The organism is Novosphingobium sp. G106 (assembly GCF_019075875.1).
Classification (GTDB): Bacteria; Pseudomonadota; Alphaproteobacteria; order Sphingomonadales; family Sphingomonadaceae; genus Novosphingobium.
Genome location: NZ_JAHOOZ010000001.1, coordinates 3267021 through 3280063 on the forward strand (window position 1 = coordinate 3267021; position 13043 = coordinate 3280063).

Here is a 13043-nt window from a genome sequence, read left to right on the forward strand (position 1 = left end):
TACTTTGGCCCTAGACTATGAATCGAGTGGAATTGGCATGAGCTGGACCGACGAACGCATCGAGAAGCTGACCAAGATGTGGGAAGGCGGCGCGACCGCCAGCCAGATCGCCGAGGAACTGGGCGGAGTCAGTCGCAACGCCGTCATCGGCAAGGCGCATCGTCTGGGTCTCAAGGCGCGCCCTTCTCCGGTCAAACCGAACGACAAGCCCGAGGCGCCTTCCGCGCCCACCGCCAAGCCGCCGAAGCCCGCGGCCGACACCCCGCGCGCCGAGGCCGCGGCACCGCGTCCGGCACCGGCCCCCTCGGCTCCGCGTCCGGCCCCCGCCGCGTCGCCCGCACCTGCCGCTTCTGCTGCACCGGGCGCTACACCCGCTCCGGCCGCGCCGAGCCCGCGCATCGTCTCGGTCGGCCCCGGCGGCTTCCTGCGCCAAGGTCCCGGCGACCAGCAGGCGCCGATCCCGCCCGCCCCTCCGCGCCGCCTCGTGCCGGCCAAGCCCAGCCCCGAGATCGCCGACAAAACGAGCCTGCTCGATCTCAACGACCGTATCTGCCGCTGGCCGATGGGCCACCCGGGCGAGCCCGACTTCCATTTCTGCGGCGACAAGGTGAACCCCGGGTTCCCCTATTGCGTCGACCATTGCGGCCGCGCCTATCAGGCGCAGTTGCCCCGCGGCGCACGCCGGCCCCCTCCGCCGTTGCCCTTCGGCGGGCCCAGAGTCCGCTGAAGGCGTTCGCTGACGCAGCCTAGCTCATTCGCCGCGCGCCAGAGCCGCCAGCTCGCGCGCGGCGTCGAGACTGATCTCGGGGCAGGTGATGCAGAACACTTCGGTCGCATGGACCGTGCCCAGGACGATCTTGCCGCGCGCCTTCACTCCGGCACGTAGCAGCAGGCGGTAGAAGTCGACGCCGTCGTCCATCAGCGCGTCGCATTCGTTGACCGCGATGATCGTCGGCGGGAAACCGGCAACGTCCTCCTCCGTGGCATAGGCCGGCCAGGCTAGTGGATTGCGGCCGCGCAATTCCTCGATGCCATAGGCCATCGCGCCGTAGTTGGTCGGCGGTTCCATCAGGATGCCGGCGTTGCGCTGCATAGAGGAACCTTCGCCACCTTCCCATTCGCCCGCGAGATAGGGGCACATCGCATAGAGCCCGCTGATCAGATCAAGGTCGCCGTCGCGCTTCAGCTTGAGCGCAGTCGCTAGCGTCAGGTTGCCGCCGCCGCTCTCGCCATTGATGACGATCCGCGCGGGGTCGATATTCAGCTCCGCAGCGTGGGTATGGACCCAGTGCAGCCCCGAGACGCAATCGTTGAGGGCGGCTGGAAACGGCGCGATTTCCGGCACCGACGAGGGGACGAGGCAATTGCGAAAGTCGACCTGGACCACGGCCACGCCTTGCACCGCCACCAACCTTCCCCAGGCGCTGTGGAACGGGTCGAAGCACGAGCCCATCATCATCCCGCCGCCGTGGATGTAGTAGACGCAGGGCCAGGGGCCGCCCTCTCCCTCCGGAACGATGATCTGGAGATTGATCGCATTGCCCTCGGGCTGCGAGGGGATGGACTGGCGGCGGATGCTTAGCCCGGCGGACGGCACCCCCGCTGCAAACGGCGCATGAGCTTCGGGCATCTCGACCGGCGCGGGCTGCGCAGCGATCATCGCCAGCTGTTCTTCGCGGCTCGTCACTTCGGGCAGGACGGGCGGGTTACTGCTGCCGAACATCGCCTTGATGCGCGGATCGACCCTGGGATCCTCCACCAGCCGGTTGGCCATTGCCGCTCTCTCCGATCGCTTTGTTTTTCCGTTTTCCCAAGGCAGCACATCTGCCAAGTTCGCGCCAGCACCAAAGGGAGATTGCCATGAGCAGCGACAAAGTCGCGATGACCGAAGTCGAGCGGGCGACGCTGGAATTCGTTGCCCAGCACAAGAAGACCTATCTCTCCTCGGGCGGGCGCGATGGGCACATCCTCGATTACCGCCATCTCGGCGGCCACCGCTTTACCACCTGCCTGCTGCTCGAGACCGTGGGCCGCAAATCGGGCGAAAAGCGGATCACCCCGCTGATCTATGGCGACACGGGTGGCGAGGTCGTGATCGTCGCCTCGAAAGGCGGCGCCGACGTCCATCCGGCCTGGTACCTCAATCTCTCCGCCGCGACCGAGGCAACGATCCAGATCGGCGGCCAGGCCTTTCGCGCGACCTGGCGCGAGCCGGCGGGCGAGGAGCGCGCCGCGATCTGGCAGTTCATGGCTGGCGTCTATCCGCCCTATCGCGACTATCAGGCGGCGACGAACCGCGAAATCCCGATCGTCTGCTTCGCGCCGGGCGACGAAGTAGAGACACTTAAGGGTTAGTTTCAACTGCCTCTGGTGAGTTCCCGTCGCCGGCGTTTGTTTCTATCCGAATGTCAGAATTTGGCGCTTTTCCAAGGAATACGCCCTTAAAACCATGGTCAAATTGCCGTTAATTCGGGCATGAGCGAGAACGATGGGAAATCGAAGGGCATTCTTCGCTGGCTCGGCCTTGGCGCCGCGCCGAGCGAGGACGGGGAAATCGAAGGTGTCGAGGTAGCGCAGCCCGCTCCCGAACCCGTCGAGTCCGAGGACCCGCGCGAACGACGCCGCAAGCAGCTGCTGACCGATATCGGCAGCTTCCTGCTGACCCACCGCCTGGAAGTGAATTCCTTCACCCTCGCGATCGCGCACGACGTGCTCACCGGCGCCGATCCGAAACTCGCACGCCTGCTCGAGGAGCGGGTCATTTCGCGCCAGCCGGTGTCGATGCACTGGCTCGAAGACGCCTGCCGCTCGACCGGTCGCAACGACGGCGTCGCCCAGCTCGACGCGCTGATGACCAAGCTCGAGCATTCGATCCAGGATTTCGGCCAGACCACGGTCGCGGCCAAGAGCGCGGCGAGCGACTACAACTCGGCTCTCGAACAGCACGTCAACGAACTCGAGCAGGTCAGCAAGGCCGGCGTCGTCATCACCGAGCTCGCCAACATCGCGCGCCTGATGCTCGATCGTACTCGCGAGATCGAGAAGGAGATGAGCCGGTCCGAAATCCAGACCCGCTCGCTCCAGCGCAGCCTCGAGGAAGCCCGCCGCAGCGCCGAGCTCGACCACCTCACCGGCTTGCCCAACCGCCGCGCCTTCGAAGGCGTGCTCGAGCGCGAGACCGCCGCGGCGATCGAAGCCAGCGAGCCGATGTGCGTCGCCATCTGCGACATCGACCATTTCAAGCGGGTCAACGACACACACGGCCACGAAGCCGGAGACCGCGTCATCCGCGCCGTCGCGCAGACCCTGGCGAAGATCTCCAACGAGCACTGCCACGTCGCCCGTCATGGCGGCGAGGAATTCGTCGTGCTGTTCCGCGGCAAGACCATCGAGGAAGCCTGGCAGGTCCTGGACGAGGCGCGCGAGGCCATGGCCGAGCGCCGTCTGGTCAACCGCGCGACCGACATCCCCTTCGGCCGGATCACCTTTTCGGGCGGCATCGCCGACGTGCTTTCGCATACGAGCCCGCGCGATGCGATGAAGGCGGCCGACGACGCGCTCTACGCCGCCAAGGCCGCGGGCCGGAACCTGATCGTCAAGGCCGGCGAGCAGGCGCGCGCAGCCGCCTGAACGGTTTACAGCCGCCATTGGACAGGCTCTAAACTCTCTCCGAAAAATCGGGGAGAGTTCAGCATGTCCAATCCGCTTCACACTGCCACGGTCGGTGTCTTTCTCCAGATCCTGCCGCAGATGGCGCGCCTGATCGACAAGGCCGAGGCGCATTGCCGCGAGAATGGCCTGCCCGACGAAGCCTTGACCCTTGCCAGCCTCACCCCTGACATGTGGCCCTTCGCCAAGCAGATTTCCTACGTCGTACTGAGCTCCGCCGGTGCGATGGAGGCGCTGCGCACGGGGCTCACCGGGCCCGATCTCAATCCGCCGGCGACGACGTTTGCGCCGCTTCGGCAGGCGGTGGCCGATGCCATCGCCGTGCTCCAGGACGTGCAGCCGGACGAGATCGATGCGGCCGCCGGTCGCGACGTCGTCTTCACGTTCAGCACCAGCCGGATGGAATATGTCGGCGAAGACTTCCTGTTGAGTTTCTGCCTGCCCAACTTCTTCTTCCACGCGTCGACGGCCTATGCGGTGCTGCGCAGCCAAGGGCTCAACATCGGCAAGCGCGATTTCCTGGGGCGCGTGCGCACGAAGGCCTGAGATTCTCCCTTTCGAATTTGTTTAACGCCTACAGGCAAATTTTTAACCCCGCCGCGCTATTCCTATCCGCTGGGACGGAAAACGGGTAGCGCGATGGCTCTGGGAGCACGCCTCGAACAAGTGCAGCGGCAGGGGATCCACGGCTGGACTCTGCCTTTCGTCGGCATGCAGCTCGCAGGCTGCGTGGGCCTCGGTTTTGCTGCCTTCCAGTCCGACGGCTTCGTCCTCCTGGCAACCGCATTCGCTCTCCTGCTGATGCTGACCACGCTCGCGCTGTCGACCACGCTGGCGCGCAAGAGCCTCGATGAGCTCGAACAGCGCACCGCCATGGTCACCGACGCACGCGAGGCGCACGAGCAGGTCGAAGAGCTCTTCGCCATGACCGACATGCTGCAGGCGGCCGAGGATCACGTCGACGCCGGCGCGGTGCTGATGGCGACCGCGATGCGCCTGCTGCCCAATTACGGCGGCGCGCTCTACGTCTTCAACAATTCGCGCGACCGGCTCGATCTGGCCAAGAGCTGGAATTGCCCGGACGGCTTCAATCCCGGCGAGACCCTGCTGCCCGGCAATTGCTGGGCGCTGAAGCGCGGCAAGCCGCATATCAACGATCCCGCCACGGGCACGCTTTGCTGCATGCACCACATCGGCGAGGCGGCGACGATCGAGGTGCCGATGATGGCGCGCGGCCAGGTCCACGGACTGATCACGCTCGCCCTCCAGGCCGACGACGCGATGGAGCAGCTCAAGACCGTGCGCCGTCTGGCGCGCGCCATGGCCGATTCAATGTCGCTGGCACTGTCCAACATCGCGCTGCGCGAGAAGCTGCGTACCCAATCGCTGCGCGACCCGCTAACCGGGCTCTACAACCGCCGCTACATGGAAGACGCGCTCGAGCGCTACGTCAGCCTGGCCGAACGGACCGGAACTTCGACCTCGGTGATCATGATCGATCTCGACAACTTCAAGCGCCTCAACGACGAGCATGGCCATGCCAAGGGCGACGCCGTGCTGCGCGACGTCGCCGCCCAGCTCGTCGGCGGGCTGCGGCCTTCGGACGTCATCTCGCGGTACGGCGGCGAGGAGCTGATGGTCATCCTGCCCGGCTGCAGCCTCGAAGGCGCCGAGATCAAGGCCGAGGGCCTGCGCGCGCGGATCGAGGGGCTCTCGGATGCGCACGGCACGCCGATCAGCGCCTCGTTCGGCATCGCGTCGGTACCCGAGACCTCGACCAGCCCGGCCGATGTCGTGCCGATGGCCGATGCCGCGCTCTACCTGGCCAAGCAGGCCGGCAAGAACTGCATCCGCATGTCCGAGCGCCGCGCCGGACGCGACGATCAGTTGCGGCTGGCGGTCGGCGGCTGAGCCGGCAGCAGGAACACCACGTAGCCTTTGAATTCCGGATCGGCCGCAAGCGTTTTCGGCGCACGCCATTCGCCGCCTTCGACCAGCGCTACGCGATAGGGCAACGGTAGCCGCGCCAGCGAGGTCATGTAGCTCTCATAGCCGGGGATCGTATGCCGTCCCTGGTAGGTCTGGATCACGACCTCGTCGACGGTACCGGCCAGCTTGCCCAGCGCGGCCGGATCGCCCTGCGCGCTCCAGTCCATCAGGCCGGTGACCGAAAGGCGGTAGCGCGCGGGAAGGCGGCGGCGCAGGTCGGCGAGGAAGGCAGCGTAATTTGCCAGGCCGCGGGTGTTGGAATCGAAATCGATCTGCAGCCCGATCAGGCGATTGCCGGCAGCGTCCCAGCGCGCGAGATCGACGAAAATCCGGCGGTAGACGCCTTCCTGCCAGTCGAGCCGCTCGGCGCGCACCGTCAGCCAAAGCGACACCTTGCTGCCGTTTGGTGTCCCCGGACGCAGCGGGACGAGCCGCGCGTTATCGTTCGCACGCACTTCGCCGTCGAGCAGATAGACCGTCTTCGCTTTCGCGAGAGCCTTAGGCGGCTTCACCCCCGCCCAGAGGAAGAAGGCGTCGTAGTCTGTCGGGTCGACCCGTTCCGTCGCCGGCCTGCCACATCCCGCCAATAGGAGAAGCGCCGCGAGCGCCCAGACCCTCACCAATAGTAGCGCAGCTTTTGCGCCCACGGGCTTTTCGCGAACTCGCCCTTCAACCGCTGGAACCAGGCGCGGCGCTGGTTCTGGCCGACATCGGTACCGCCACACTGGTTGTTGCCGGCAGGCGCGTAGCAATTGACCGCGCGGTAAAGCGCATAGGCCTTGTCCTCACCTGCCGCCTTCGGATCGGCGATGACGCCGGCATAGAACTCACTGCGCGGAGTCGGCTTGCGGGGGGAACAGGGTAGGCGTGCTGCCCAGTTCCCCGCGCTTGAGGTCCGTCTCGTCGCCCCGGCCGAAATCGTCGAAGCCATTGAGCCGGTAGAAGTCACCGAGGCAGAGCCGCGCCTTCACGTCGCGCGGATCGCGCGCCAAGGTGGCAGCTGTGGCGGACAGCGCCGGGCAGGCGTAGCCGTCCGACCAGGTGCCCTTGCGGAACAGGCCGACGGGCACCTTCTCCTGCTGGCGCAGGTCCCAGAGCCCGCCTTCGCTGGTCGCACTCGCGCCTACCAGCGCACTGTCGCGCAGGAAGCCGGCATAGTCGCCATAGGTCAGCTGCTTCTGGAGCAGCGTGAACGCCGCCAGGTCCCGCTCGTGCTGCGGCCGCTGCGTGGCGCGGGCCTGAGCGCGCAGCAGGTCGGGGCCGGCGACGTTGAGCAGCAGGATCTCGCGGATTGCAGTCTCGCCGATCGGCGAAGCGGGCGCGAAGACGTCGGCCAGCTTGCCGCTGCGCTCCCAGTTCATCGCCAGCGCGAGTTCGACCACGGGCCGCTGGTAGAGCCCTGTCGCCCCGCCGAGCAGCTCGCGCCAGAAGCCCGCCTCGTTGCGGTCCCCGCGCGCCGCCAGCGCCATGCCGCGCAGCACCTGCCGGCTGAAGGCGAGCGAGGTATAGCTCGGTTTCTTCGCATCGTCGGGGATCAGCTGGAGGACCTTGGCGGGTTCCTTCTCGACGTAGAAGGCATGGCTGGCGAGGACGAAGCCATAAAGATCGTCGCGACCGGCGAAGCGCTTCGCCTGGCCAGCAAGCGCCTCGGCCGAGATCGGCTGCGGGCCGCCCTCGTAGGGCGTGCGCATCATCATCAGGTCGACCGTGGCGAGCAACAGCGGGCCGTCGACAACCTTGGCGGCATTGCCGATCAGCAGCTTGTTGTCGGTCTCCTCGATCAGGTCGAGCGTGGCCGGCGATGTGACCGGCGCTGCGGCAAGCAGTCGCTCGTATTCCTGCGCCAGCCCGACGGCATCGCCCGCGAGCCACAGCGTGCGCCGCACCAGCCCCTGCGCCGATCCGGCATAGCGGCCTCGGGCATAGCGCTTGAGATAGTCCTGAAACCCCGCCCTCGCTCGGCCCAGCGCCGGCTTGTCGACCTTGGCAGCATCGAACGCGCCCCATTCGTCGAAGCTCTTGGCCTGCGCGGCGTTGAGCTCGGTGCGCGCCAGCATGTAAGTGGCGGTTTCGGCCAGCCACGAGTCCTTGGATCCGCGCAGCTTGTCGAAGACGCCGCGCGCGGCGTCCCACTGCTCGGCGTAGAAGGAGTCGGCGCCTTGCAGGTAGCCGAGATACTCCCGCCCCGCCGCAGACTTGATGTCCGTGGGCAAGGCCAGCGCCGGACCGCCGGCGTCGCGGCAGATCTGCCCAATCGTGGTCCGCGCCGTGATCAGGCGCTCGCGCTCGGCAGCGGAGACGCCGCGGTTGGCCGCCATCGCCGCGTTGAAGGCGGCACTGCCCGAAACGAGGCTGATGCAGCGTGAGCCGGAGGCGCCGCTGTCATCTTCGCCGGCTTCGGGCGGCGCGAAGAAGGCCTGCCGGGCGACGTCCCAGCTGAAGAAATTATGGCCAAGCCCGGGGTCGGCATATTTAAGCTCGGGATAGGTCAGGCCCACGGCGGGCGCGGGCTGGCGGTCGCGCATCAGGAACAACAGGTTCACCCGCGTGTCGTTGCTCGGCGAGAGCATGGCGGTGTTGCCGCAGGAGGCGAAGCTGCCGCTGGGCAGCCGCCAGTCGGGCGTGCACATGAAATCGCCGCTGGCGCCCGCAATCTGCGGCCAGGCCAGAGAGGCAAGCGCGGCCCCCAGGATACCGCCAGCAACCCTGATAGTCCGCCGCATCACCCATCTCCCTCAGCCTCCGAAGCCGACGGGGAGAATTCCAGATCGGAGCCTCCGCAGGCAAGCGAATTCCCGCGTCAGTCGTCGCGATCCTCGCCGTCGTCACGCATGAACCAGCTGTGTGCCTCAGCAATGGTCGCGCGCACCGGTCGGCCGAACCGGTCGCGGGCCGGGCGGAAGCGGAAACGCTCCTCGATCAGCCGGCAAGCGAGCCGATCGAGCTGCGGGATGCCGCTCGGCTCGTCGGCACGACATTGGCTGACCGTGCCGTCGGCCTCGACGACATAGCGCACGCCGACGCGCGCCTCGCTGCCCGGCCGTAGCATACCGTCGGGCAGGTCCTTGAACGACAGCTTGCCCTTGATCTGGCGCGGGCCGGCGACCGCGCCGCCATCGCCGTCGCCTCCATCACCACCGCCGCCATTGCCGTAGCCACCCGCGCCCTGCCCCGGCCCCATCCGGTCCGAGGCGCCGGTCTGCGCCGCCTGGCCGATGCCCGCCTGTGTCGCAACGACCACGGGCGGCGGAACGATCAACGGCACGACCTTGGGCGCGACGATCGGCGTGGCCTGATTCTTGAGATTGTGCTGGCCGGGATCACCCTTGGGCGCCCTGGTCTCCGCCGGCCTCGCGCGGGGTTTGGGCTCTGGCGGTGGCGGCGGCTTGGGCTGGTCAAAGATCACCGAGACCAGCGCCCCGGGATTGCGCACGATATCCCCGACCCGAAGGCCGAAGACGAGCGCGAAGGCGAGCAGCACGACGATACAGAATGCTGCCAACGCCGACGCAGTCCTTTCGCGAGGCGATGCGTACAAGGGACCGTTCCGGCTCTGTGGACTGAAGTGGAACGCTCTAGCCGCCATCGGGTGCCCGGAACCTGAACGGAAAAGGGGGCCGCGTCGCCGCAGCCCCCTTTCCCTTTTTTCTCAGCCTTGAAGGATTAGTCGTCCTTCAAGAAAGCCGGCATGTGATCGGGGTCACCCTGCGGCTCGCGGGGCTCGCGCGGACCGCGGTCGCCGCCGCCGTCACGGCGCGGGCCGCGGTCACGATCGCGACCACCGCGATCACCGCCGCCGCCGCGGGGACCACGGCGGTCGCCGCGATCGCCACCGGGACGATCACCGCGCGGCTCGCGGGGCTCGCGGGGCGGACGGGTGTCCTCCAGCTCGGCGCCCGTCTCCTGGTCGACGACACGCATCGACAGGCGAACCTTGCCGCGCGGATCGATCTCGAGGACCTTGACCTTCACGGCCTGGCCTTCGGACACGACGTCGGTCGGCTTCTCGACGCGCTCGTTCTTCATTTCGGAGACGTGGACGAGACCGTCCTTGCCGCCCATGAAGTTCACGAAAGCGCCGAAGTCGACAATGTTGACGACCTTGCCGTCGTAGATCTTGCCGACCTCTGCTTCCTGGACGATACCCAGGATCCAGTTCTTGGCGGCTTCGATCTGCGACAGGTCCGCCGAGCTGATCTTGATCAGGCCCTCGTCGTCGATGTCGACCTTGGCGCCGGTCTCGGCGACGATCTCGCGGATGACCTTGCCGCCGGTGCCGATGACGTCGCGGATCTTCGACTTGTCGATCTGGATCGTCTCGATGCGCGGAGCGTGGGCCGAGAGCTCGGTGCGGGCTGTGCCCAGCGCCTTCTGCATCTCGCCCAGGATGTGCGCGCGGCCTTCCTTGGCCTGGTTCAGCGCGGCCTCGAAGATCTCGCGCGTGATGCCCGCGACCTTGATGTCCATCTGCATCGTGGTGATGCCTTCGGACGTGCCGGCCACCTTGAAGTCCATGTCGCCGAGGTGATCCTCGTCGCCAAGGATGTCGCTGAGCACGGTGAACTCGTCACCTTCCAGCACCAGGCCCATCGCAATGCCCGAAACCGGGCGCTTGAGCGGCACGCCGGCGTCCATCATCGAGAGCGAACCGCCGCAGACCGTCGCCATCGACGAAGAGCCGTTGGACTCGGTGATGTCGGACACCACGCGGATCGTATAGGGGAACTCTTCCTTCGTCGGCAGCACCGCCTGCAGCGCGCGCCAGGCGAGCTTGCCGTGGCCGGTGTCGCGACGCGACGGAGCGCCGAAGCGGCCGACTTCGCCGACCGAATAGGGCGGGAAGTTATAGTGCAGCATGAAGTTCGAGTAGGAGAGACCCTCCAGCCCGTCGATCATCTGCTCGGCGTCCTTGGTGCCCAGCGTGGTGGTGCAGATCGCCTGCGTCTCACCGCGGGTGAACAGCGACGAACCGTGGGTGCGCGGCAGCAGGCCGACGATCGCCTCGATCGGGCGGACCTGCGTGGTCGTGCGGCCGTCGATGCGCTTGCCGTTCTTCAGCAGATCGGTGCGGACGATGTCCGATTCGACCTTCTTGACCGACTTGATCGCGACCATCTGGGTCTGCGCGTCTTCGCTGGCGAAAGCAGCCTTGGCCTTGTCGCGCGCCGCATTGAGAGCGTTCGAGCGGGCGGACTTGTCGGTCAGCTTGTAGGCGGCGGCAATGTCCTTGCCGATCAGGTCCTTGAGCTTGGCCTTGACCGCCGAATTGTCGGTGGTCTTGACTTCCCAAGGCTCCTTGGCGGCCTTCTCGGCGAGATCGATGATCGCGTTGACGACCTTCTTGATCTCGTTGTGGGCGAACAGGACGCCGCCGAGCATGATCTCTTCGGGCAGCTCGCGAGCCTGCGATTCGACCATCATGACGGCGTTGCCGGTGGCGGCGACGACCAGGTCGAGAGCGCCGGCGGCAGCCACGTCCTGCTTCGGGTTCAGCGTGTATTCGCCGTCGACATAGCCGACGCGCGCGGCGCCGATCGGGCCCATGAAGGGCACGCCCGAGATGGTCAGGGCGGCCGAGGCCGCGATCATCGCGACGATATCGGGCTCGACCTCGCCGTCATAGCTCAGCACCTGGGCGATGACGTTGATCTCGTTGTAGAAGCCTTCGGGGAACAGCGGACGGACCGGACGGTCGATCAGGCGGGAGACCAGCGTCTCCTTTTCGGTGGCACCGCGTTCGCGCTTGAAGAAGCCACCCGGGATACGGCCGGCTGCAAAGAACTTTTCCTGGTAGTGGACGGTCAGCGGGAAGAAGTCCTGGCCTTCCTTCACCGACTTCGCGGCCGTCACCGCGCAGAGGACCACGGTTTCACCGTAGGTCGCGAGGACCGCGCCGTCAGCCTGACGGGCAATGCGGCCGGTTTCCAGAGTGAGGGTCTTTCCGCCCCACTCCAGCGATACTGTTTTCGTGTCGAACATGTAGTTTCCTTCAACCCGCGGCCCTATTGCGCGCGGGGTTTTGCTGCCGGGTGTACCGTCCCGGTCCGGTTGGGGCGCTTCATGGCCCCGTTTCGGGCTCGCCGCCGAATTGCGCGCGAAGCCCATACAAGAAGCGGCCCGCATGGGGCCGCTTCGAAACTCTTACTTACGCAGACCGAGCTTCTGGATGAGAGCGTTGTAGCGATCCACATCCTTGCGCTTCAGATAGTCCAGCAGCGAGCGCCGCTTGTTGACCATCATCAGCAGACCGCGGCGCGAGTGGTTGTCCTTGTGGTGCAGCTTGAAATGCTCGGTCAGCGTCTGGATCCGGCTGGTGAGGATCGCGACCTGGACTTCGGGCGAACCCGTGTCGTTGGCCTGACGCGCGTTGGACTCGATGATTTCCTGCTTCTTTTCGGCGGTTACCGACATATCATTCACTCCGCGACATCGGGAAGATTGAAGCCTCTGACGACCCGGGCGTCACCGCCCGAAAGCTCCATCAGCGCCAGGGGAACTCGCCCGCTTCGCGCCCAATAGAGCCCATCGTCATAAGCCAGCCCGGCCAGAACCCGGCCCTGTCGGACCGCCCTTGCCTGTTCCGGGCCGAGGTCTAGAGCCGGGATGTCGACCAGCCCTGCCTCCAGCGGCAAGAGTACGTTCTCAAGGGGCGCGCCCTTGCCGATTTCGTTCAGATTGTCCAGCGAAATCGCGTGCGAGAGATCGAACGGACCAGCGCGCAGCCGTCGCAGCATGGTCACATAGCCCACGGTGCCGAGCGCATGCGCGATATCCCGCGCGAGGCTGCGGATATAAGTGCCTTTCGAAACATGGGCACGAAGGGTGACAAATGGGACGAGGCCGTCCTGCCACCACACCACATAGTCGAGGTTGTGGATCGTCACGCTTCGCTTAGGCAGCGATACTGCCTCACCGGCCCGCGCCAGATCGTAGGCACGTCGACCATCGACCATCAATGCCGAGTAGGCAGGCGGCGCCTGCTCGATTTCGCCGATAAACTCGATCAGGACATCCTCAACCTCGGCTCCCTCGATAAACCTGTCCGATCGAGCGACAATCTTGCCTTCGAGATCCAGCGTATCGGTCTCTGTCCCGAAGCAGATCGTGAAGTCGTAAATCTTGTCGCTGTCGAGCATCCGCCCGCAGAGCTTGGTCGCCTCACCCAGCGCGATCGGCAGGACGCCGCTCGCCAGCGGATCGAGCGTGCCACCATGGCCGACCTTGACCTTGCCGAGCCCGGCCTGGCGCAGGTTGCGCTTGACCGCCGCGACGGCCTGGGTCGAGCCGAGCTCGATCGGCTTGTCGAGGATGATCCAGCCGTTGGGGGAGAGTTGCGTGGACATGGCGGCGCCATAGCGACGCCGCCGGGTCCTGTCAGGCGGTTA

12 protein-coding genes are annotated in these 13043 nt (G+C 66.4%); 5 read left to right on the forward strand and 7 right to left on the reverse strand.

Annotated features, from left to right (window positions below):
• The first annotated feature begins 37 nt into the window (after positions 1–37).
• On the forward strand, positions 38–727 hold the full coding sequence (locus tag KRR38_RS15465; RefSeq protein WP_217403058.1) for a GcrA family cell cycle regulator: 690 nt from the start codon (positions 38–40) through the stop codon (positions 725–727).
• A gap of 24 nt (positions 728–751) precedes the next feature.
• Here the strand turns inward: KRR38_RS15465 and KRR38_RS15470 are convergent, their stop codons facing one another.
• Positions 752–1774: an alpha/beta hydrolase fold domain-containing protein gene (locus KRR38_RS15470; RefSeq protein ID WP_217403066.1), complete on the reverse strand. Its 1023-nt coding sequence runs from the start codon at positions 1772–1774 to the stop codon at positions 752–754.
• Positions 1775–1860: 86 nt separating this feature from the next.
• On the opposite strand from KRR38_RS15470, the gene KRR38_RS15475 reads away from it, so the two are divergent.
• The 4 genes from KRR38_RS15475 to KRR38_RS15490 all read left to right on the forward strand — a co-directional run bounded on the left by KRR38_RS15475 (position 1861) and on the right by KRR38_RS15490 (position 5580).
• Positions 1861–2355 (forward strand): nitroreductase/quinone reductase family protein, encoded by a 495-nt coding sequence (locus tag KRR38_RS15475; protein WP_217403069.1) that lies wholly within the window; start codon positions 1861–1863, stop codon positions 2353–2355.
• A gap of 120 nt (positions 2356–2475) precedes the next feature.
• Positions 2476–3630, forward strand: a complete 1155-nt coding sequence (locus tag KRR38_RS15480) for a GGDEF domain-containing protein (protein ID WP_217403084.1) — start codon at positions 2476–2478, stop codon at positions 3628–3630.
• A 63-nt stretch (positions 3631–3693) separates the two neighbouring features.
• Positions 3694–4215 carry a DUF1993 family protein gene (locus KRR38_RS15485; RefSeq protein ID WP_217403086.1) on the forward strand — a complete coding sequence of 174 codons (522 nt, stop codon included), beginning with the start codon at positions 3694–3696 and terminating at the stop codon, positions 4213–4215.
• 93 nt (positions 4216–4308) lie between these two features.
• Positions 4309–5580, forward strand: a complete 1272-nt coding sequence (locus tag KRR38_RS15490; RefSeq protein ID WP_217403093.1) for a GGDEF domain-containing protein — start codon at positions 4309–4311, stop codon at positions 5578–5580.
• Here the strand turns inward: KRR38_RS15490 and KRR38_RS15495 are convergent.
• The 6 genes from KRR38_RS15495 to truB all read right to left on the reverse strand — a co-directional run bounded on the left by KRR38_RS15495 (position 5553) and on the right by truB (position 13001).
• Positions 5553–6305, reverse strand: a complete 753-nt coding sequence (locus KRR38_RS15495) for a DUF3142 domain-containing protein (protein ID WP_309141060.1) — start codon at positions 6303–6305, stop codon at positions 5553–5555. The genes KRR38_RS15490 and KRR38_RS15495 overlap by 28 nt on opposite strands.
• Before the next feature lie 180 nt (positions 6306–6485).
• The gene (locus KRR38_RS15500; protein ID WP_217403095.1) at positions 6486–8381 is read right to left on the reverse strand and encodes a hypothetical protein; all 1896 of its coding nucleotides are present in this window, start codon (positions 8379–8381) and stop codon (positions 6486–6488) included.
• A 77-nt stretch (positions 8382–8458) separates the two neighbouring features.
• Positions 8459–9160, reverse strand: coding sequence for an energy transducer TonB (locus KRR38_RS15505; RefSeq protein WP_254514827.1), 702 nt, complete (start codon positions 9158–9160; stop codon positions 8459–8461).
• Positions 9161–9321: 161 nt separating this feature from the next.
• Complete coding sequence (pnp, locus tag KRR38_RS15510; RefSeq protein ID WP_217403111.1) at positions 9322–11637, reverse strand: polyribonucleotide nucleotidyltransferase; 2316 nt, start codon at positions 11635–11637, stop codon at positions 9322–9324.
• 162 nt (positions 11638–11799) lie between these two features.
• Positions 11800–12069, reverse strand: coding sequence for a 30S ribosomal protein S15 (gene rpsO, locus KRR38_RS15515; protein ID WP_217403112.1), 270 nt, complete (start codon positions 12067–12069; stop codon positions 11800–11802).
• Between the two features lie 5 nt (positions 12070–12074).
• Positions 12075–13001, reverse strand: coding sequence for a tRNA pseudouridine(55) synthase TruB (gene truB / locus KRR38_RS15520; protein ID WP_217403118.1), 927 nt, complete (start codon positions 12999–13001; stop codon positions 12075–12077).
• Positions 13002–13043 lie beyond the last annotated feature (42 nt).